Here is a 20945-nt window from a genome sequence, read left to right as displayed (position 1 = left end):
TTACAAATGTCAAAAACTCGTGAATTGCAGGTTGATATAACCAATTTCACTGCCGTGACTGGTGCATTTTCATGCCACTTGAGGCAATCGGCAGTCATTTTGACTTCCGTGGGATTTTTCGGCATCAAACCGTGGAAAAGCGATATTTACAAACTGATACATATGTAAAGACAAGGCTTTACAAATACCCGAGCAGTAGTAAATAGCAAGCATTACCATTCGCGCCTGTTTTTCATTTACCCCTGCCCGGATGTTCCGATGCCCGTCCCCAATCGCCTGCCGTTCCTTGGCCTTGGCCTGTCACTGTTGATCAGCCCCAGCCTGGCCAGCGCCACCAGCACCACACTTCCCGAACTCTCGGTGACTGCCGAGAGCGAACGCGAAAAAGACAACCCACAGGTCAAGGAGGTCAGCACCGCAACCCGAACGTCGACGCCGGTGCGCTATGTGCCGCAAGCCATCGACACGGTGAAAACCTCCAACGTCATGGACTACGGCAGCAACACGCTGGGCAAGGCGCTGGAGGGCATTCCCAACGTCAGCAGCGGTGCCGATACGCGCTTCGACAGCATCCGTATTCGTGGCTTCGAGGCCAGCAACGACTTCTATCTGGACGGCATTCGCGACGACAGCCAGTACATTCGCGACCTGCATAACATCGAACGGGTCGAAGTCCTCAAAGGGCCCGCAGCCGTGCTTTATGGCCGTGGCAGCCAGGGCGGCATCGTCAATCGGGTGAGCAAGACGCCCGAGCAGGGACGGCGTTCGTCAATCGAAGCCCAGGGTGGCAGTGAAGACCTGCGCAGCCTGTATGCCGACCTCAGTGCCGACCCCAGCGACTCCATCAGCCTGCGCCTGAACATGGGCAACCAGGACAACAACAGTTTCCGCGATGGCATCGACGGTAGCCGGCAACTGTTTGCGCCGTCGATGAGCTGGCAGCTTTCCCCCGACCTCAACTGGCTGGTGCAGTACGAATACAGCCGCTACAACCGCACGCCTGACCGTGGCATTCCCGGTGTCGACGGGCGCCCAGCGGATGTCGGCCGCAGTACCACCTACGGCGACACCCAGCGCGACTACATCGATGACCGCGCGCAATCGTTGCGCTCTCGCCTGAACTATCAGCTCAATGAAACCTGGCAATTGCGCCACACCCTTGGCCTGTTCAAGCTCGACAGCGACTTCGACAACACCTACCTGACCGGCTACAACGCCAGCAACCAGACGGTCACCCGCCAGCGCTGGCAACAGGACCTGACCACCCGCAATCTGTTCAACAACCTGGAAGCCGAAGGTGATTTCGCCACCCTCGGCCTTGAGCACAAGCTGTTGATCGGGCTGGAGTTCGGCAATCAGCGCCGCGACCCGACGCTGTACACCGCCGCGCCGGTCTCGGCCGGGGGCAGCCCGGTCCCCCCTTTGAATGTCTACAACCCCGACCGCAGCCTGCAGCACAATGGCCGCATGGTGGTGTCGAGCGACAACCACACCGTGGTCGACAGCCGCGGGCTCTACCTGCAGGACCAGATCCGCCTGAATGACCAATGGCAATTGCTGGCCGGGGTGCGTTTCGACCAGTTCGAGGTAGAGACCACCAACAAGGTCCGCAATGTGTCCGAGAAACAGGACAGCAATACCACCAGCCCGCGCCTGGGCGTGGTCTACACACCTTGGCGCGACCACTCCTTCTATGCGTCGTGGAGCAAGACTTTCTCGCCCGTGGGCGGCGGTTTGATCGGCATCACCCCAGGCGCGCCGGGCAACACCAACGACACCAGCCCGGAGCTGACCCGGCAGAAAGAGATCGGGGTGAAAAGCGACTGGCTGGACGAGCGCCTGAGCACCACCCTCGCCATATATGAACTGGAACTCTACAACCGCCGCACCCGCGACCCGAACAACCCGGAGATCACCTTGCTCAGCGGCCTCCAGCGCTCGCGCGGCATCGAACTGACCGCCACCGGCAATATCGTCGGCAACTGGTATGTACGCGGCGGCATTGGCCTGCAGGATGCAACCATCGTCAAGGACAACAATGGCCTGGAGGGCAATCGCATCAACGATGTGGCCAAACGCAACGGCAGCCTGTTCGTGACCTGGAAACCCGAACTGGGCTGGTATGCCGAGACCGGGCTGACACTGGTCGGCGAACGCTACGCCGACAACCAGAACACCACGGTATTGCCAGGCTACGGCCGTTGGGATGCACTGGCAGGGTTCCGTACCCATGACTGGGATGTGCGGGCAGCGCTGAGCAACATCACCGACAAGACCTACTACAGCTCGGCTACCAGTGCCGCGCAGATCCAGGTCGGCGACCCGCGCAGCCTGGTGGTGTCCGGTACCTACAGTTTCTGATCAGCCGTCTGCGCCTTGTACAAACGAAAACGCCACCGCAATTGCGGTGGCGTTTTTCATGGGGCGGGCTCCAGCCCTGGTCAGCGCCAGACCCCCAGCAGCGCATCCAGCTCAGCATCGCTGATCAGCCCTTGAGGATAGCGGCCGTCAAGCAGACGTCGTGGGTCGGTCGTCCTGACCCTTTTGCCTCCATGGTGTTTCAACCACTGCGCCACAACGCTGAGCGATTGGTGATTGACTGCCGATGGGCGCAAAGCCGTCTCACTTGCTGCGTTCATGTCCACACGTACTCCCTGGGCCCGTGAGCGGCTAATTTACGTCGTGATTGTTACAGAACCGTGTGCCCGGCCTGACTGGTAACTCTCTGAAAAACAATACAAAACGTATGCCATCCAGCCTTCCGAGTATCGTTCAGGCAAAAAAAAGCCCGTCATCCGACGGGCTTCTTCGTGCGGCCTGTATCAGCGCTTGACCGGTGCCGGCTGCTGCTGGGTCAGGCAGTGGATGTTGCCACCGCCGAGCAGCAGCTCACGGCCCGGTATCATCACCACTTCGTGGTCTGGGAAGACCTTCGCCAGAATCGCTCTGGCCTGGGCATCTGCCGGGTCATTGAAGCTCGGTGCAATGATGCCGCCGTTGACGATCAGGAAGTTCACGTACGAACCGGCCAGGCGCACCGACGGGTCGCGCTCCTGGCTACCGGCCACCTGATCGACGCCCGCGCACTCTTCTTCAGTGGCGAACAGTGGGCCGGGGATCGGCATCTTGTGCACCACGAACTCGCGGCCTTTGGCATCACGGGTGTTTTTCAGCACCTCGTAGGCGGCGTGGCAACGGGCGTAGTTGGGGTCGTTGGAATCATCGGTCCAGGCCAGTAACACTTCACCTGGGCTGACGTAACAGCAGAAGTTGTCGACGTGGCCGTCGGTTTCGTCGTTGTACAGGCCATCGGGCAACCAGACGATGGTTTCCACCGCCAGCTGCTCGCGCAGGATCTCTTCGATCTGCTCACGGTTCAGGTGCGGGTTGCGGTTGCGGTTCAGCAGGCATTCTTCGGTGGTGATCAGGGTGCCTTCACCATCGACATGAATCGAACCGCCTTCAAGCACGAAGCCTTCGGTGTGGTAGCGCTGGCAGCGCTCCATTTCCAGCACCTTGGCCGCCAGTTCCTCGTCACGGTTCCATGGCGCATACAGGCCACCGTCGAAGCCGCCCCAGGCATTGAAGCCCCAGTCCACGCCGCGCACTTCACCGTGGTCGTTGATCACGAAGGTCGGGCCGGTGTCGCGCACCCAGGCGTCATCGTTGCTGATTTCCACCACACGAATGTTCGGCAGGTCGAGCTGACGACGGGCGTTTTCGTACTGACCGGCAGAAACAGCCACCGTCACCGGCTCGAAGCGGGCGATTGCCTTGGCCAGGGTGACATGCGCAGCCTGTGCAGGCTTGCCGCCCAGGCGCCAGTTGTCCGAGCGCTCTGGCCAGACCATCCAGACCTGGCTTTGCGGCGCCCATTCGGCGGGCATGTGGAAACCGTCGGCGCGGGGGGTGGAGTTGAGGGTTTTCATGGGTAACCTCTGCAAAGGCACTGGGCCGATGGTCGATGGATAGCAAGTGAATGTGACATTTCCGACGGTGCGTGATCCCCGCCGCAACTGGTTAATTTATAACCGATACATATCGACTTTAAAAGCCTTATTGCTGCGTTAATCTTAAAAGAATTCCCATTATTACCGATATAGATCGACAAATGCCCTGCCAAGGTCTCTCTGCACTCGACCTTGGATATAATCTCTTGGCGTAGGCTGCACCCGCATGCCAAAAAGCCTCAAGATGAAACCTGTTTCATCTTTCTACTGAGGAAGCCGGGCTTGTGGCCGATAACCCGGTGCGAAGATGAAATCGACAGGTGGGCGCGTGCTGGCTCACCGCCAGCCGATCTAGGCTCAGTTTGCCAAGGCGGCGGACTTAGAGCGGACCTTTCAAGGTCGGACCTTCAGCACACTGACCGAAGAACTTCCATGAACATCATAGCGACCGAGATACCCGACGTAGTCATCATCGAACCTAAGGTCTTCGGCGACAGCCGTGGCTTCTTCTTCGAAAGCTTCAATGCCCGTGAATTCAAGAAACAGACCGGGTTCGACGGTCACTTTGTCCAGGACAACCATTCGCGCTCCCAGCGCGGCGTGCTGCGCGGTCTGCATTACCAGATCGACAACCCTCAGGGCAAACTGGTGCGTGTGGTGCAGGGCGAAGTGCTGGACGTGGCCGTGGACATCCGCCGCAGCTCGCCATATTTCGGCCGCTGGGTGGCCCGGCACCTTACCGCCACCGACCACCTGCAGTTCTGGATCCCGCCGGGGTTCGCCCACGGTTTCCTGGTGCTGAGCGAGACGGCCGACTTCCTGTACAAGACCACCGACTACTACAACCCCGCAGCGGAGCGCTCGATCCGCTGGGACGACCCTGATCTGGCCATCGACTGGGGCGTGGAGACCCCGGCCCTGTCGGCCAAGGACCAGGCGGCCGTGTGGTTGAAAGACGCGGACCTGTTCCCATGAAGATTCTCGTCTGTGGCCACCATGGCCAGGTCGCTCAGGCACTGCAGGCGCAGTTGAACGGTCTCGGCGAATTACATCTGCTTGGCCGAAACCAACTGAACATGGCCTGCCCCGAGGCGCTACGCGAGCCTTTGCGACGCCTGGCACCGCAGCTGATCATCAACGCCGCCGCCCATACCGCGGTGGACCAGGCCGAAACCGAACCGGACCTGGCCTTCGCGATCAACGCTGAAGGCCCGCGGGTTCTGGCCGAAGAGGCGGTGCGCCTGGGTGCGCTGCTGATCCACTACTCCACCGACTATGTCTTCGATGGCGAAAAGGCCCTGCCCTATACCGAAGCCGACCGCCCCAACCCGCTGGGTGTCTACGGCCGCAGCAAACTGGCCGGGGAACAAGCCATCGCCGCAGTGGATGGTGAGCACCTGATCCTGCGCACCAGTTGGGTGTACTCGCTGTACGGGCGCAATTTCCTGCTGACCATGCAACGCCTGCTGCAGGAAAAACCGCAGCTGCGTGTGGTCAACGACCAGATCGGCGCCCCCACCTGGGCCACGACCATCGCCGTCGCCACCCGGGAACTCATCGAGCGCTGGCAAGCCGGCCAGCGCGGCGCCTGGGGCACCTATCACCTGGCCGCCCAAGGCGAAACCTCCTGGTTTGGCTTCGCCCAGGCGATTGGCGAACAACTCAAGGCGCGCGGCCTGCCTTGCGCCGAGCTGCTGCCGATCCCTTCCAGCGAGTATCCGACCCCGGCGCGTCGCCCGGCCAACTCACGCCTGGACTGCTCGCGCCTGGCCCGAGAGTGGGACGTACACTTACCGCACTGGCAGCAAGCGCTGATCGACTGCCTCAAGTAGCGCATAATTGCGCCAGACCCATCTGGCGCACTTACGCGATGATTGCAAAACCCACGTCCCCTCGCCGTCCCCGCTGGCGCAGCCTGGCCCTGCTGGCCCTGTGTCTGGCGCCACTGCTGTGGCCGCTGCACCATCTGGCCGAGCGCTACTACCAGGACGAACTGGCCTCGCAGAACCGCCAGACCCTCGACCTGTACGTCGCCAACCTGCTCGGCACCCTGCACCGCTACGAAACCCTGCCGCAGATCCTCGGCGACCTGCCGGCACTGCGCGGCGTGCTGGCCGACCCGTTCCGCCTCGAGGCGGTCACCAACGCCAACCGCCTGCTCAAGGACATCGTCCAGCAGACCGGCGCCGAGGTGATGTACCTGATGGACGTCAGCGGCAACACCCTGGCCGCCTCCAACTGGGACAAGCAGGACAGCTTCGTCGGCCGCAACTTCTCGTTCCGCCCGTACTTCATCGAAGCCATGGCCGGCCGCCTGGGTCGTTTCTTCGGCCAGGGCACCACCTCGGCCAAACGCGGCTACTTCTTCGCTGCCGCCGTGCGCGACCGCGAGCGGATCGTCGGCGTGCTGGTGGTCAAGGTCGACCTGGACCATACCGAAACCCTCTGGGGCCGGACCCCCGAGCAACTGCTGCTGACCGACCACAATGGCGTGGTGATTCTCACCTCGCGCCCCGACTGGCGCTTTCGCGCCACCCGCGAGCTGACCGACGCCGAGCGCCAGGCGATCGTCGCCATCCAGCCCTACCCGACCCAGGCCCCGCAACCGCTGGTGCTCAACCAGGACGCCTGGCTCACCCAGACCCGCGACATCAAGGAAACCGGCTGGCAGGTCAGCATCCTCGCCCCGCGCCTGTTGGTCGATCGCTCGGTGCAGACGGTAATGGCCATCGGCGCCGGCGCGCTGCTGGTGCTGATGTTGTTCGCCGGCCTGGTGATGCAGCGGCGCCGCCACTACATCGACCGCATCGACTTCGAGGCCCGTGGTCGCCAAGAGCTGGAAACCCGCGTGGCCGAGCGTACCGCCGCCCTCGAAGGCCTCAACACCCGGCTGAAAAGCGCCGTGCTGGAACGCGAGAACGCCCAGCAGGAGCTGGTGCGCGCCCAGGACGAACTGGTCCAGGCTGGCAAGCTGTCGGTGCTGGGCACCATGTCGGCGAGCATCAGCCACGAGCTCAACCAACCCCTGGCGGCGATCCGCAGCTACGCCGAGAACGCCGAAATCCTGCTCGACCACCAGCGCACCGAGGACGCCCGCGGAAACCTCAAGCTGATTGGCGAACTGACCGGGCGCATGGCGTCGATCATCGCCCACCTGCGCGCCTTTGCCCGTCGCGACCGCCACGCCCCGGAAAGCGTGGCCCTGCAACCGGCACTGGATGATGCCCTGGCCTTGCTGGCCAAGCGCCGTCGGGCGATGGCCGTGGAGCTGATCCGCGACCTGCCCGAGGCCACCCTGTGGGTGCAGGCCGGCGAAACCCGACTGCGCCAGGTGCTCGGCAACCTGCTGGCCAACGCTCTCGACGCCCTGACGGAAAAGGCCAACCCGCGGCGCCTGTGGCTGAGTGCCGAAAAGCACGATGAATACGTCTACCTGTACATTCGCGACAATGGCCCGGGGTTCAGCCGCCAGGCTTTGGAGCACGCCAAGGAGCCGTTCTTCACCACCAAGACCCGCACCCAGGGCCTGGGCCTGGGTCTGGCCATCTGCGAAAGCCTGATGCGCACGCTGGGCGGTGAACTGCTGCTGGCCAACCACCCTGAAGGTGGCGCCCTGCTCACCCTGCAACTGCGCGTGGCCGCACCCGGCGCTACCTTGCCCACTTCGGAGGACCCCTCGGCATGACGACCGAGCCTTACATCGACAGCCAGGCCCAGGTGATCCTGGTCGACGACGACCCACACTTGCGCCAGGCCCTGAGCCAGACCCTCGACCTGGCCGGGCTCAAGGTGGTCGCACTGGCTGACGCCCAAGGCCTGGCCGAGCGCATCGAGCCTGACTGGCCGGGCGTGGTGGTCAGCGATATCCGCATGCCTGGCATCGACGGCCTGCAACTGCTGGAACAGTTGCACGGTCGCGACAGCGAACTGCCGGTGCTGCTGATTACCGGCCACGGCGATGTGCCGCTGGCGGTGCAGGCCATGCGCGCGGGCGCCTACGACTTCCTGGAAAAGCCCTTCGCCAGCGATGCCCTGCTCGACAGCGTGCGTCGCGCCCTGGCCCTGCGCCGCCTGGTGCTGGACAACCGCAGCCTGCGCCTGGCCCTGAGCGACCGTCAGCAGCTGGCCACCCGGCTGGTCGGTCACTCACCGTCAATGCAGCGCCTGCGTGAACAGATCGGCGCCCTGGCAGGCACCCGTGCCGATGTCCTGATCCTCGGTGAGACCGGTGCTGGCAAAGAGGTGGTCGCCCGCGCCCTGCACGACCTGTCCAGCCGCCGCGAGGGTCCGTTCGTGGCCATCAACGCCGGTGCGCTGGCCGAGTCGGTGGTCGAAAGCGAGCTGTTCGGCCACGAGCCGGGCGCTTTCACCGGTGCGCAGAAGCGCCGCATCGGCAAGTTCGAGTTCGCCAACGGCGGCACGCTGTTCCTCGACGAGATCGAGAGCATGAGCCTGGACGTGCAGGTAAAGCTGCTGCGCCTGTTGCAGGAGCGGGTGGTCGAACGCCTCGGTGGCAACCAGCTCATCCCGCTGGATATCCGCATCATCGCGGCCACCAAGGAAGACCTGCGCACCTCTGCCGACCAGGGCCGCTTCCGCGCCGACCTCTACTACCGCCTGAACGTGGCGCCGCTGCGCATCCCCCCATTGCGCGAACGCGGTGACGACATCCTCGTGCTGTTCCAGCACTTCGCCGATGCCGCCAGCCAGCGCCATGGCCTGCCACCTCACAGCCTGCAACCGGCCCAGCGGGCCATGCTGTTGCGCCATGACTGGCCGGGCAACGTGCGCGAACTGCAGAACGCTGCCGAACGCTTTGCCCTGGGCCTGGAGCTGGCCCTCGATGGCCAGGCACCGGCGGCTGCCCCCAGCGCAGCGCCGATATTGTTGGGCAACCTCAGCGAGCAGGTCGAGCAGTTCGAGCGCTCGCTGATCGCCGCCGAACTGGCCCAGCCCCATGGCTCCATGCGCAGCCTCGCCGAAGCCCTCGGCATCCCGCGCAAGACCCTGCACGACAAGCTGCGCAAGCACGGCCTGCATTTCGAAGGCGGTAGCAGCGGCAGCGACGACCACGAGGAAAACCGCCCATGAGTTCCGATAGCCAATACCTGCAGTCCGTGCTGCACGGCGACATTCCGCTAACCCGTGAAATGGGCCTTGAAGTCATCGATTGGCAAGCCCAGACCCTGCGCCTGCAACTGCCGCTGGCCGCCAACGTCAACCACAAGAGCACCATGTTCGGCGGCAGCCTGTACTGTGCTGCGGTGTTGGTGGGATGGGGCTGGCTGCACCTGCGCCTGCGCGAACTGGGCATCGATGATGGGCATATCGTCATCCAGGAAGGCCAGATCAACTACCCGCTGCCGGTGACCGGCGCGGCGGTGGCGCGTTGCACGGCGCCGGACGAAAAGACCTGGGAACGGTTCCTGACCATGTACCAGCGCCGCGGACGGGCACGGCTGACATTAGCGACCACTGTCTGCAACGCTGGCAGCGATGAGCCCGCCGTCACTTTCAGCGGGCAGTACGTTTTACATCGCTGAAGCGAGCTGGATCAGCGCCTGGCGCCAGCTGGCGGCGGCGGGCAGAGCCAGGAAGAACGGATTGAGCAGCGACTCGCGGGCAGGGTAGCGGAATGGCTGGCCATCCAGGCCAATCACTTCGCCCCCAGCACCTTCCAGCACGCCCTGCGCCGCAGCCGTGTCCCATTGCGAGGTCGGCGCCAAGCGCGGGTAGCAGTCGGCGCTGCCTTCGGCCAACAGGCAGAATTTCAGCGAGCTGCCGATATTGGCCAGCTCCAGTTCACCCACGGCAGCGCCCAGGCCAGCCAGCAGCGCTTCCTGCTGCGGGCTGGAATGACGACGGCTTGCCACCACGGTGAAACGGCCATCGACGGGCGGCGCATTGCGCACTTGAACAGGCAGCGCCTCGGCAGCCCTTTCAGAGCGCCAGGCGCCGAAGCTGCGGCCACCGAAATAGCAGCGTCCGTTGGTCGGCATCGACACCACGCCAAACACCACCTCGCCGTTCTCGATCAGCGCGATGTTGACGGTGTATTCCTCACTGCCGGCAATGAACTCCTTGGTGCCGTCGAGCGGGTCAACCAGCCACCAGCGGCTCCAGCCCCGGCGCTCGGCCAGTGGGATATTGCAGTCCTCTTCGGAGAGCACCGGAATTTTCGGCGCCAGCGCCAGCAAGCCATCGGCAATGACCCGATGCGCAGCCAGGTCCGCGGCCGTCACCGGCGAATCGTCGGCTTTGTTGGTCACCGCCACGTCGGCGCGCCAAAACGGCAGAATGGCCTCGCCGGCCAGCTGGGCGAGCTTGACCACTTCGTGCATCAGTTGCAGGTCGTTCATGCTTCGAGCAGCCCCCGCTGGATCAACAGGTCACGGGCCAGATACAGCGCCGCCAATGCTCGTCCCTCGGTGAACTGCGGGTGCATGGCCAGGGCCGAAAGCTCGCGCAGGTTGACCTTGTCGACCCGCATCGGCTCCGGCTCGTCGCCCTCCAGGCGCTCCTCGTAGAGGTCGCTGGCCAGCACCACCTGGATCTTCTGGCTCATGTAGCCAGGCGAAAGCGACAGTTCGGTCAGGTGCTCCAGCTGGCGAGCGCCGAAGCCAGCTTCTTCCTTGAGCTCGCGGTCGGCGGCGGCCAGCACGTCCTCGCCCGGCTCGATCAGGCCTTTGGGCAACGACAGCTCGTATTCGTCGGTGCCGCCGCAGTATTCCTCCACCAGCACCGCGTGCTCGGCATCGAGCATGGCCACGATCATCACCGCGCCGTAGCCGTTGCCACGGCCGACCAGGCGCTCATAGGTGCGCTCGTTGCCATTGCTGAAGCGCAGCTGCACGGCCTCGACCCGGAACAGGCGGCTGCTGGCGACGATCTCGCGACTGAGGACGGTGGGTTTCTGGCGCATGGGGCGGCTCCTTGGCGTGAACGGGTTACTATACCGTGGCTAGCCGACTGATCGAGAGTTTCCCATGCCTGTTCTTCCCTGGTCCGCCATCGACACCGTCCTGCTGGACATGGACGGCACCCTGCTCGACCTGCACTACGACAACCGCTTCTGGCTCGACCACCTGCCCCAGCGCTACGCCGAGCTGCATGGGGTCAGCCGGGCCATGGCAGAAATGGAGCTGCAGCCGCTGTTCGAGCGCAATGCCGGCACCCTCAACTGGTACTGCCTGGATTTCTGGAGCCGCGAGCTGAAATTGCCGATTCGCGAGCTCAAGCGCGAAATCGCCGACCTGATCGCCCTGCGGCCCGATGCCGATACCTTTCTCGCGGCCATCCGCAAGGCGGGCAAGCGCGTGGTGATGATCACCAATGCCCACCGCGATTCCCTGTCACTGAAGCTGGAGCGGGTGGAACTGGCGCCGTATTTCGAACGGCTGATCAGTTCGCACGATTACGGTTACCCGAAGGAAAACGCGCAGTTCTGGGACGCCTTGAAGGCGGATATCGGCTTTGATCCGCAGCGCAGCCTGTTCATCGATGACACCCTGGCCATCCTGCGCAGTGCACGACGCTTTGGTGTGGGGCACCTGCTGGCGGTGCGCCAACCGGACAGCAGGGCGCAGCCGCGCGATACCGAGGAGTTTGCGGCGGTCGAGGACTACCGGGAGTTGCTGGTAGGCCTGTGAGGGCCTCTTCGCGGGGCAAGCCCGCTCCCACAAGAGATCGCGCACCTCTGTAGGAGCGGGCTTGCCCCGCGAATGGGCCGGACCTGGCGGTAGAGATCAGTCAGGAATACGCAGCACCTGCCCCGGATAGATCTTGTCCGGGTGCTTGAGCATCGGCTTGTTGGCCTCGAAAATCTTGTTGTACTGGCCGGCATTGCCATACACGACCACAGAGATCGCTGACAGCGTGTCGCCCTTTTTCACCGTGACGAACCTTGCCGCCGCCACGACCGGCCCGGTCACGGTAATCTGGTCATCGACGCTGGCTACCCCCTCGATGTTGCCGGCGGCGAGAATGATCTTCTCTTTCTCCTCCTGGCTGGCCACCTCGCCCTTGAGAATGACCTTGTCACCCTCTACAGTGGCCGAGATGTTCGGGTTGCCCAGGCCGACACTTTCCACGTGTTTCTTCAGCTGCTCTTCGGCATTGGCATTGCCGGGAGTCAGCAGGTCGATCAACTTCTCGCCGGCTTCCTTCACGAAACTGAACAGGCTCATGACGCGCTCCTTGTTGACGTAAACCTCGGAGCCAGGAGTCTAGGCCAGGATTGCCCTGCCCGCCCCTCTGCGACCAATCGACGCGGTCTATCAAGGCATAGATCCTAGCGATTAGACGCGCCCGGCCCGGCGGCCTAGGCTGGTGCTATCAAATAGCCGCCGGTTATCTCGCTCGATGCAAAGCAAACCTCCGGTCTGCGCGGCCTCCATGCCTCTGGCCCTGCCTGCCGCCAGCAACACCTATGACTACGTCCAGCTCAGCGACGGCGAACGCGCCTGCACGCCGCTGGCCGAAGAAGTCGCGCTGGCCATTGCCTACAACGGCCTGAACCAGGCTGTCATGCTGGTCAGCCCCACCGACCTGGAAGACTTCGCGGTCGGTTTCAGCGTTGGCAGCGGCATCGTCGAAGGCACTTCGGAAATCTATGACCTGAAACTCTCGGGCAGCGGTTCGGCGATGTATGCCGACCTGGAGATTTCCAGCCGTGCCTTCTGGAACCTGAAGAACCAGCGTCGCCAGCTGGCCGGCACCAGTGGCTGTGGCCTGTGCGGGGTGGAAGCCCTGGAGCAGGCGCTGCCGGAACTGACCGCACTGCCTGGCGCACCGTTGCCGCCAACGCAATGGCTGGCGGGCCTGCGCGAGCGCATCGATGCGTTCACCCCGCTGGGCCAGCACTGCGGTGCCGTGCACGCTGCGCTGTTCATGAACGCCCAGGGCGAATTGCTGATGGGCCGCGAAGACATCGGCCGGCACAACGCCCTCGACAAGCTGATCGGCGCGCTGCTGCGCCAAGGCATCGGCACCGAGGGCGGCCTGGCCATCGTCACCAGCCGCTGCAGCCTGGAGCTGATCCAGAAGGTGCTGCGCGCCGGCATCCAGACCCTGGTCAGCCTCTCGGCGCCTACTGGCCTGGCCCTGCAATGGGCGCGCAAGCACAACCTCAACCTCATTCATCTGCCCAAACACAGTGCACCGCGGGTCTACAGCCCAGCGGCGGAGTCGTAACAGTCGTGACCTCGTACCAGCAACTCCCGGACAACGCCCCAGCCTCCACCCCTCGCTACCAGCCCTACCACGGCCCCGCCGGTGGTTGGGGCGCGCTGCGCAGCGTGGCCAAGGCCTGGGTCGGCAGCGACAACGCGCTGAAGAACATCCGCGCCCTGCTCAAGACCAACCAGAACGGCGGCTTCGACTGCCCCGGCTGCGCCTGGGGCGATTCGCCCGAGAGCGGCATGGTCAAGTTTTGCGAGAACGGTGCCAAGGCGGTCAACTGGGAGGCCACCAAACGCCGCGTCGATGCGGCGTTCTTCGCGCGCTACAGCGTCAGCGCGCTGCTGCAGCAGAGCGACTACTGGCTTGAGTACCAGGGCCGCCTGACTGAACCGATGGTCTACGACCCACAGAGCGATCGCTACCAACCGATCGCCTGGGATGCCGCCTACGCCCTGATCGCCCGTGAACTGAACAAACTGGCCACCCCCGACCAGGCCGAGTTCTACACCTCCGGTCGCGCCAGCAACGAAGCGGCCTACCTGTATCAGCTGTTCGTGCGCGCCTACGGCACCAACAACTTCCCTGACTGCTCGAACATGTGCCACGAAGCCAGTGGTGTGGCCCTGGGCCAGAGCGTCGGGGTCGGCAAGGGCACGGTCACCTATGACGACTTCGAGCATGCCGATGCGATCTTCGTCTGGGGCCAGAACCCGGGCACCAACCACCCACGCATGCTCGACCCCCTGCGCGACGCGGTGAAACGTGGTGCCCAGGTGGTCTGCGTCAACCCGCTCAAAGAGCGTGGCCTGGAGCGCTTCCAGCACCCGCAGAACCCGCTGGAGATGCTGACCAACAGCGACCGCCCGACCAACACCGCGTTCTTCCGCCCGGCTCTGGGCGGTGACATGGCCTTGCTGCGCGGCATGGCCAAGTTCGTCGTGCAATGGGAGCGCGAAGCCCAGGCCAACGGCGAACCGGCAGTCTTCGACCATGTGTTCATCGCCGAGCACGGCCATGGCGTGCAAGAGTACCTGGCAGCGGTGGACGCCACCTCATGGGAGCACATACAGGCGCAATCCGGCCTGACCCTGGCCGACATCGAACTGGCTGCACGCATGTATTGCCGTGGCAAGCGGGTAATCATGTGCTGGGCGATGGGCATCACCCAGCACCGCCATTCGGTGCCGACCATCCAGGAAATCGTCAACCTGCAGATGTTGCGCGGCAACCTTGGCGTGCCGGGCGCCGGCCTGTGCCCGGTACGTGGCCACAGCAACGTGCAGGGCGACCGCACCATGGGCATCAACGAGCGCCCACCGGTGGCACTGCTCGATGCCATCGAAAATCGCTTCAACTTCCGGGTGCCACGGCACAACGGTCACAACACCGTCGAGGCGATCCACGCCATGCTCGATGGCCGCTCGAAAGTGTTCATCGGCCTTGGCGGCAACTTCGCCCAGGCCACCCCGGACACCGAACGGACCGCGCAAGCCCTGCGCAACTGCGAACTCACCGTACACATCAGCACCAAGCTCAACCGCAGCCATCTGATCCACGGCAAGCAGGCACTGATCCTGCCGTGCCTGGGCCGCACCGACATCGACCTGCAGGCCGATGGGCCGCAGGCGGTCACCGTGGAAGACTCGTTCAGCATGGTCCACGCCTCCAATGGCCAGCTCAAGCCGCTTTCGCCCCAGATGCGCTCGGAGCCTGCCGTGGTCGCCGGTATCGCGGCCGCCACCCTGGGCAAGCACCCAGTGGACTGGCACTGGCTGGTGGCCGACTACGCGCGCATCCGCGACCTGATCGGCGACACCATTGCCGGCTTTGCCGACTTCAACCAGCGCCTGGCCCACCCGGGCGGCTTCTACCTGGGCAACAGCGCCGCCAGCCGCCAGTGGAAGACCACCACGGGCCGCGCCAACTTCAAGGCCAACCTGCTGCCCGATACCCTGATCGACGAGCGCGTCCGCGCCAGCGGCCAATTGCCTGACCTGATCATGCAGTCGATGCGCTCCCATGATCAGTACAACACCACCATCTACGGCCTGGACGACCGTTACCGAGGTGTGCGCGGCCAGCGCGAGGTGCTGTTCGCCAACGAGGCCGACATCATCCGCCTGGGCTTCCAGCCTGGGCAGAAGGTCGACATCGTCTCGTTGTGGGGTGATGAGCATGTGCGCCGTGTGCATGGCTTCACATTGCTGGCCTTCGACATCCCTGCCGGGCAGGCGGCGGCGTATTATCCGGAAGTGAACCCGCTGATCCCGCTGGAAAGCATCGGCGACGGCAGCCATACGCCGACGTCCAAGTTCGTTGCCATCAAGCTGGAACGCGCCCGGGACGACGGTCGAATCCTGTAAGCGGAAACGCCCCGGCAAAAATGAAAAAAGCCCTGTTCCGCGAGGTTCAGGGCTTTGTCATAAATAGCTCAGACACGCGAAAAACGATAAAGTTTCACAGCAAATACAGCAACTTAGAGAATTGTGTACAACTCGTGTTACTCGTCGGATTTTCGTTGCCAGCCGCCCTCCGTAGCCTCAAATTCGCCCACGTCATCCCTATGAGGCTCTCTTGATGAAGAAGTACTCCTCGATTCTGTTGTTGTCTTTCAGCTTGCTCAGCGGCGTTGCCATGGCAGGCGGCAATACCGAGGCTGGCATTGGCGGCGCATTGGGTGGGGTACTCGGCTCCGTAGTGGGCAACTCCATCGGTGGTAGCACTGGCGGTGCCATTGGCGCTGGTCTGGGCGGTGCGGCCGGCGGTGCCCTGGGTGCCGACAAGCGCCAGCGTGGCGAGGCCGCCATCGGTGGCGCCCTGGGCGCTGCAGGCGGTAACGTGGTCGGTCGCTCGATGGGCGGCACCACCGGTAGCTACATCGGTGCAGCCGCAGGCGGTGGTGCCGGTGGTGCGTTGGGTAACTACATGGGCAACAAGGCCGATGAAGACGAGCGCCATGACGACCGTCGCTACCGTCGTGACTACGACGACCGTCGCCATTACGACCGTGGCCGCCACTACGGCCACCGCAAGCACCGTCACTGGCGCCACTGATACCTGAGGCTCAGCCTGCGGGTAAAAAGAGCCCTGCCCTCACCGGCAGGGCTTTTTCATGCCTGCGAGTCGAGTTGCAGGCCGGCCAGGATCATCTGCAGCGTCTCGGGCAGCGGCACCGGCCTGGCGCTGGCGCGCTCGATGAACACCTGCACCACCGTCCCTGCCGCGCACGCATCGGTCTCTCCCGGGCGGTAAAGCGCCAGGCGGTACTCCACCGTGCTGCCCGCCAACCGCGCCACCCCCAGCCCCACCTCCAGTACATCCGGGAAGCCCGGCAAGGTGAAGAAGTCTGCCGCCGAACTCACCACGAACGCTGCCAGCTCTCCATCGCGCAGGTCCAGGTCGGCCTGTTCCACGAGGAAGGCCTGGATGGCGGTTTCGAAGAAGCCATGCACGGTGGCGCCGGCGATGTGGCCGTTGACATCGTTGTCCTGGGGGCGAGTGAGGATTGGGTGGAAGTGGGAGAAGGCCGTGCGGTTGGGAGATTCGGTCATCTGTCAGGCCTGTGTCTTGGCAGTGGATGCATACAGTGAAACAGAAATTCCAGTTTTTGACTGCCTTCCACAATGACCGTGTCAGTTTTCAGAAAACAAAAAGCCGCCCCAAGGGGCGGCTTTGGCGTTACGGCTGGCGTCAGCTTACAGCTGTGGGCCAGCTGCCTTGATGGCGTCGGAAACTTCGAACTTCTTGAAGTTTTCGATGAACAGCTTGGCCAGGCCTTGGGCGGCCTCGTCGTAGGCAGCCTTGTCAGCCCAGGTGGCGCGTGGGTTGAGCAGCTCGGTGTCAACGCCCGGAACGGCCTTCGGCACGTCCAGGTTGATGATGTCCAGGTGCTCGGTTTCGGCGCCGACCAGAGCACCGCTCTGGATGGCAGCGATCACGCCACGGGTGGTCGGAATGCTGAAGCGCTTGCCAACGCCGTAGCCGCCGCCGGTCCAGCCGGTGTTGACCAGGTAAACCTTGGAACCGAAGGCCTTGATGCGCTTGATCAGCAGCTCGGCGTAGACGCCAGCCGGGCGCGGGAAGAACGGTGCGCCGAAGCAGGTGGAGAAGGTCGACTTGATGCCGCCGCCCGAACCCATCTCGGTGGAACCAACCAGCGCGGTGTAGCCGGACAGGAAGTGGTAGGCAGCCTGCTCGTTGTTCAGGATCGACACCGGCGGCAGAACGCCAGTCAGGTCGCAGGTCAGGAAGATGACCGCGTTCGGCTCACCGCCCAGGTTCTTCTCGGAGACCTTCGCGACGTGCTCCAGCGGGTAGGCGGCACGGCTGTTCTGGGTCAGGCTGACATCGGTGTAGTCAGCGTGCTTGGCATCGTTGATGACGACGTTTTCCAGCACTGCACCATGTTTGATGGCTTTCCAGATGACCGGCTCGTTCTTCTCGGACAGGTCGATGCACTTGGCATAGCAGCCGCCTTCGATGTTGAAGACAACGCCTTCACCCCAACCGTGCTCGTCGTCACCAATCAGGTAACGGCTTTCATCAGCCGACAGGGTGGTCTTGCCAGTGCCGGACAGCCCGAAGAACAGGGTTACGTCGCCAGCTTCACCGATGTTGGCGGCGCAGTGCATCGGCAGTACGTCGGCAGCCGGCAGCAGGAAGTTCTGCACCGAGAACATGGCTTTCTTCATTTCGCCAGCGTAACGCATGCCAGCGATCAACACCTTCTTCTGGGCGAAGTTGATGATGACGCAACCATCGGAGTTGGTGCCGTCACGCTCTGGCACGCACTCGAAGTTGGCGACGTTCAGAACTTGCCACTCGTCGCGGCCAGCTGGGTTGTACTGCTCCGGGTTGATGAACAGGCAACGGCCGAACAGGTTCTGCCAGGCAGTCTGGGTGGTCATCTTCACCGGCAGGTAGTGCTCGGCAGCGGAGCCTACGTGAACGTAGGAAACGAAGTGATCCTGAGCGTTGTTGAACGCCTCGACGCGGTCCCACAGGGCATCGAACTTGTCGGCCGGGAACTTGCGGTTGATCGGGCCCCAGCCAATCTGGTCCTGGGTGGAAGGTTCTTCGACGATGAAACGATCAGCCGGCGAGCGGCCAGTACGGTGGCCAGTTTCGACTACCAGTGCGCCAGTATCGGCCAGCACGCCTTCACCGCGGGACAGCGCTTCTTTAACCAGCTCATCGACGCTCAGGTCGGTGTACACGGTGTTGTTGGCTTGCGTCATGAGATACCCCATCCGGCCCGAGGCCGAGTGCTCCAAACGTTTTGTAGTTGTCTCGAAAAAACTACTACAGCGAAAAAAGTGGCCGGATTATGCCAGAAACGCCCAAAAAAAGTAGGCCCCTCCTGTCAGAACTGCGCTTTTGCGCAATTCGACAGGAGATTCCCCTGTAATTAAACGTTTCAGTGGCGAGTTTCTGACGCCGCTTCCGTGCCGCCACCGGCAAACAGTTGCGCAACATCGCTGGCATCGAAGAAATAGCGCTGGTTACAGAACTGGCAATCGATCTCCACCGTGCCACCGCACTCCTCGACCAGCGCCTTGGCATCGTGCTCGCCCAAACTGACCAGCGCATTGCCGGAACGTTCGCGCGAGCAGCTGCATTTGAAGCGCAGTGGCTGGATGTCGAACAGGCGTACCGCGTCTTCGTGGTACAGGCGGTGCAGCAGGGTTTCGTTGTCTTCCGACCACTCTTCGGGCTTGAGCGTCTTGGCCAGGGCAATCACGTGCTGCCAGCTGTCTTCGCGTTCTTCATCGTCCGGCTGGCGATCACGCGGCAGCTGCTGCAGCAGCAGGCCACGGGCCTTGCCACCTTCGGCGTTGAGCCAGAAGCGGGTATTGAGCTGCTGCGACTGAACGAAGTAGTTGGTGAAGCACTCCGACAGGTTGGCGCCGTCCAGGTCGACGGTGCCCTGGTAGCGCTGGCCCTTCACCGGATCGATGGTCAAGGTCAGGTGGCCGCCGGGCATCAACTGCTCCAGGGTGGCATCGGCCGGGATCTGCTCCGCTTCATAGCGGGCCATGCCGCGGATGTCGCGCTCGCCCGAGCATTCGACCATCAACAGCGGGATCGGCCCTTCGGAGCGCGCCTGCAGGATCAGCAGGCCGTCGAACTTCAGCGCGCCCACCAGCAAGGCGGTTGCGGCCATCAGTTCGCCAAGCAATGCCTGCACCGGCTGCGGGTACTCATGACGCGCCAGCACCGCGGCGTAGCTGTCATCGAGAGACACCCACTCGCCGCGCACATCGCGCTCGTCGAAGATGAAACGTTGGGTGAAATCGGTATCAGGCAAATCGCTCATAGGTTTTGGCTATCTGAAAATGATGACAAAATGGTTACACGAGATGTCGAAAACGCCGAAATCTCGTGGCAGAGCGCTCAAAAAGCGCTCCGATTTCCTGTTGGCAATAGAGGTATTTTATGGACAATCGACCACTGTTCCAAGCAAGGTGGTCCTTGGGGCCATTGGCAGCCTGTACGCTGCTTCCCATCGCTCTACTGTGTTTCTGGTTATGGCCTATTGGCCAGATCCTGTGCCTGACTTTCGACGAGTGGCTATTCCATAGCCTCAACACGCCACTGGCCGACAATACGACCTGGCGCTACATCTGGACCGTCGGCAGCCTGCGCCCCTTCGACATCGTCGTCGGCCTGACCCTTCTGGCCTTGCTGATCCGTGGCAATTGGGTGTTCAAGGCCAGCCAGGTTCGCGAAGCCTTCTTTGGCTTTCTGGTCACGCTGCTCCTATTAGTGGTGATTCGCGCGCTGTTTTCCAAGTGGGTGGATGCAATGGGTTGGCAACATGACAGCCCATCGATGGTGTTCGACAACGTGGTGCATCTCAGCAGCTACTACCCGAACCTGGAAAAAGCCTGGGAGCTGAAGGACCGTTCCAGCAACAGTTTCCCGGGCGATCACGCCTCGGTGCTACTGATCTGGGCCTTGTTCATGAGCCTGTTCAGCCGCCGCCTGGTGCAGCACCTGGTGGTCTGGGGCCTGGCGTTCCTGTTCATGATGCCGCGGCTGGTGGCCGGAGCGCACTGGGGGCAGGACGATTACATCGGCGGCCTGCTGATGGCGGTACTGGCGTTGGGCTGGAGTTGCCATACGCCGTTGGCGGCCAAGGGCAGTGCCTTGCTGCTGCGCTGGACGGCACCTCTGTTCACCATCGCGGCCAAGCTACCGTTGGTCGGGCGACTGGCGGTGATGCGCTAGATCCCAGGGGCTGCTTTGCAGCCCATCGCAGCGGCCCCAGCTATTCAAAGCTGCCATGCAGCTGGTGAATCTGCCGCCGCTGCTTCTTGTTCGGCCGGCCATCGGTGGTAACCCCCATCGCCCCGGCCTTGCGCATCTCGGCCGCCTGCTCGCGCCGGCGCACACTGTCCTCAGTCTCTTCATACAGCGTCTGCGCCTCCGGCGCTCCACGCCGCACCACCGAAAGCGCCTTGACCACGACTGTGCGTTCGTCGAACCCGGTGCGAAGCACGAATTCATCACCTACCCGAGGTTCCTTGCCCGGCTTGCAGCGCTCGCCCCGGCAATGCACCTTGCCGCTCTCGATGGCAGCCTTGGCCAGCGCACGGGTCTTGTAGAAGCGCGCCGCCCACAGCCATTTGTCCAGGCGGACCTTGTCGTCTTCCTCGGCTTTTTGTGCCATCTCGTTACCTCGAATTCTGTCTTTCATCGAACTGTACTACCGTAACTGACGGATGCAAAAAGTCCCCGCCGTGCTTACAGTTCACCACCTTATCCGCAGGGTGTGCTTTGTGAAGAAATTTGACCATCTGACAGTGATCGGCC

20 protein-coding genes are annotated in these 20945 nt (G+C 63.1%); 11 read left to right on the top strand and 9 right to left on the bottom strand.

Going from position 1 to position 20945, the window contains the following annotated elements; translation table 11 throughout:
• Nucleotides 1-258: 258 nt before the first annotated feature.
• The gene (locus C2H86_RS13315; protein ID WP_159412874.1) at nucleotides 259-2361 is read left to right on the top strand and encodes a TonB-dependent receptor; all 2103 of its coding nucleotides are present in this window, start codon (nucleotides 259-261) and stop codon (nucleotides 2359-2361) included.
• A gap of 80 nt (nucleotides 2362-2441) precedes the next feature.
• On the opposite strand, the gene C2H86_RS13310 is transcribed toward C2H86_RS13315, so the two are convergent.
• The gene (locus C2H86_RS13310) at nucleotides 2442-2639 is read right to left on the bottom strand and encodes a hypothetical protein (RefSeq protein ID WP_163985967.1); all 198 of its coding nucleotides are present in this window, start codon (nucleotides 2637-2639) and stop codon (nucleotides 2442-2444) included.
• Between the two features lie 183 nt (nucleotides 2640-2822).
• The gene (gene aguA / locus C2H86_RS13305; RefSeq protein ID WP_159412873.1) at nucleotides 2823-3929 is read right to left on the bottom strand and encodes an agmatine deiminase; all 1107 of its coding nucleotides are present in this window, start codon (nucleotides 3927-3929) and stop codon (nucleotides 2823-2825) included.
• A gap of 453 nt (nucleotides 3930-4382) precedes the next feature.
• Here aguA and rfbC point away from each other — a divergent pair, with 453 nt between their 5' ends.
• Genes rfbC through C2H86_RS13280 form a run of 5 tightly spaced genes read left to right on the top strand, consistent with a single transcriptional unit; the run spans nucleotide 4383 to nucleotide 9493 of the window.
• Nucleotides 4383-4925, top strand: a complete 543-nt coding sequence (gene rfbC, locus C2H86_RS13300; protein WP_159412872.1) for a dTDP-4-dehydrorhamnose 3,5-epimerase — start codon at nucleotides 4383-4385, stop codon at nucleotides 4923-4925.
• A complete protein-coding gene (gene rfbD / locus C2H86_RS13295; protein WP_159412871.1) occupies nucleotides 4922-5782 on the top strand; it encodes a dTDP-4-dehydrorhamnose reductase in 861 nt (286 codons plus the stop codon). The genes rfbC and rfbD overlap by 4 nt, the downstream gene beginning before the upstream one ends.
• A gap of 38 nt (nucleotides 5783-5820) precedes the next feature.
• Nucleotides 5821-7635, top strand: a complete 1815-nt coding sequence (locus C2H86_RS13290) for a sensor histidine kinase (protein WP_159412870.1) — start codon at nucleotides 5821-5823, stop codon at nucleotides 7633-7635.
• On the top strand, nucleotides 7632-9041 hold the full coding sequence (locus tag C2H86_RS13285) for a sigma-54-dependent transcriptional regulator (protein WP_159412869.1): 1410 nt from the start codon (nucleotides 7632-7634) through the stop codon (nucleotides 9039-9041). Before C2H86_RS13290 ends, C2H86_RS13285 begins: the two co-directional genes overlap by 4 nt.
• Nucleotides 9038-9493 carry a YiiD C-terminal domain-containing protein gene (locus C2H86_RS13280; RefSeq protein WP_159412868.1) on the top strand — a complete coding sequence of 152 codons (456 nt, stop codon included), beginning with the start codon at nucleotides 9038-9040 and terminating at the stop codon, nucleotides 9491-9493. The genes C2H86_RS13285 and C2H86_RS13280 overlap by 4 nt, the downstream gene beginning before the upstream one ends.
• On the opposite strand, the gene cysQ is transcribed toward C2H86_RS13280, so the two are convergent.
• The gene (cysQ, locus tag C2H86_RS13275; RefSeq protein ID WP_159412867.1) at nucleotides 9482-10309 is read right to left on the bottom strand and encodes a 3'(2'),5'-bisphosphate nucleotidase CysQ; all 828 of its coding nucleotides are present in this window, start codon (nucleotides 10307-10309) and stop codon (nucleotides 9482-9484) included. The genes C2H86_RS13280 and cysQ overlap by 12 nt on opposite strands.
• Nucleotides 10306-10872: an ADP compounds hydrolase NudE gene (nudE, locus tag C2H86_RS13270; RefSeq protein WP_015268611.1), complete on the bottom strand. Its 567-nt coding sequence runs from the start codon at nucleotides 10870-10872 to the stop codon at nucleotides 10306-10308. The genes cysQ and nudE overlap by 4 nt, the downstream gene beginning before the upstream one ends.
• A 64-nt stretch (nucleotides 10873-10936) precedes the next feature.
• Here nudE and yrfG point away from each other — a divergent pair, with 64 nt between their 5' ends.
• Nucleotides 10937-11599, top strand: coding sequence for a GMP/IMP nucleotidase (yrfG, locus tag C2H86_RS13265; protein WP_159412866.1), 663 nt, complete (start codon nucleotides 10937-10939; stop codon nucleotides 11597-11599).
• Nucleotides 11600-11695: 96 nt separating this feature from the next.
• Here yrfG and lysM read toward each other — a convergent pair whose 3' ends face one another.
• Nucleotides 11696-12136, bottom strand: a complete 441-nt coding sequence (gene lysM / locus C2H86_RS13260) for a peptidoglycan-binding protein LysM (RefSeq protein WP_060507543.1) — start codon at nucleotides 12134-12136, stop codon at nucleotides 11696-11698.
• A gap of 175 nt (nucleotides 12137-12311) precedes the next feature.
• Here lysM and fdhD point away from each other — a divergent pair, with 175 nt between their 5' ends.
• The 3 genes from fdhD (at nucleotide 12312) to C2H86_RS13245 (ending at nucleotide 16184) form a co-directional block, all read left to right on the top strand.
• Nucleotides 12312-13142 carry a formate dehydrogenase accessory sulfurtransferase FdhD gene (gene fdhD, locus C2H86_RS13255; RefSeq protein WP_159412865.1) on the top strand — a complete coding sequence of 277 codons (831 nt, stop codon included), beginning with the start codon at nucleotides 12312-12314 and terminating at the stop codon, nucleotides 13140-13142.
• Between the two features lie 5 nt (nucleotides 13143-13147).
• The gene (locus C2H86_RS13250) at nucleotides 13148-15493 is read left to right on the top strand and encodes an FdhF/YdeP family oxidoreductase (protein WP_159412864.1); all 2346 of its coding nucleotides are present in this window, start codon (nucleotides 13148-13150) and stop codon (nucleotides 15491-15493) included.
• 214 nt (nucleotides 15494-15707) lie between these two features.
• Nucleotides 15708-16184 carry a glycine zipper domain-containing protein gene (locus C2H86_RS13245; RefSeq protein WP_159412863.1) on the top strand — a complete coding sequence of 159 codons (477 nt, stop codon included), beginning with the start codon at nucleotides 15708-15710 and terminating at the stop codon, nucleotides 16182-16184.
• A gap of 56 nt (nucleotides 16185-16240) precedes the next feature.
• Here the strand turns inward: C2H86_RS13245 and C2H86_RS13240 are convergent, their stop codons facing one another.
• From C2H86_RS13240 to hslO, 3 genes are all read right to left on the bottom strand, one after another.
• Nucleotides 16241-16681 carry an acyl-CoA thioesterase gene (locus C2H86_RS13240; protein ID WP_159412862.1) on the bottom strand — a complete coding sequence of 147 codons (441 nt, stop codon included), beginning with the start codon at nucleotides 16679-16681 and terminating at the stop codon, nucleotides 16241-16243.
• A gap of 144 nt (nucleotides 16682-16825) precedes the next feature.
• Entirely contained in the window at nucleotides 16826-18367 is a 1542-nt protein-coding gene (locus C2H86_RS13235) for a phosphoenolpyruvate carboxykinase (protein ID WP_159412861.1), read from the bottom strand.
• Between the two features lie 179 nt (nucleotides 18368-18546).
• Entirely contained in the window at nucleotides 18547-19446 is a 900-nt protein-coding gene (gene hslO, locus C2H86_RS13230; RefSeq protein ID WP_085678662.1) for an Hsp33 family molecular chaperone HslO, read from the bottom strand.
• Nucleotides 19447-19565: 119 nt separating this feature from the next.
• Between hslO and C2H86_RS13225 the strand changes: the two genes are divergently transcribed.
• A complete protein-coding gene (locus C2H86_RS13225; protein WP_159412860.1) occupies nucleotides 19566-20360 on the top strand; it encodes a phosphatase PAP2 family protein in 795 nt (264 codons plus the stop codon).
• A gap of 40 nt (nucleotides 20361-20400) precedes the next feature.
• Here C2H86_RS13225 and C2H86_RS13220 read toward each other — a convergent pair whose 3' ends face one another.
• On the bottom strand, nucleotides 20401-20802 hold the full coding sequence (locus C2H86_RS13220; RefSeq protein ID WP_159412859.1) for an RNA-binding S4 domain-containing protein: 402 nt from the start codon (nucleotides 20800-20802) through the stop codon (nucleotides 20401-20403).
• Nucleotides 20803-20945: the final 143 nt, after the last annotated feature.

Origin of the sequence: Pseudomonas putida (assembly GCF_009883635.2) — a bacterium.
Lineage (GTDB): Bacteria > Pseudomonadota > Gammaproteobacteria > Pseudomonadales > Pseudomonadaceae > Aquipseudomonas > Aquipseudomonas putida_W.
The sequence above is the reverse complement of the archived record's forward strand: the minus strand, read 5'-3'. Positions and strand labels throughout refer to the sequence as shown.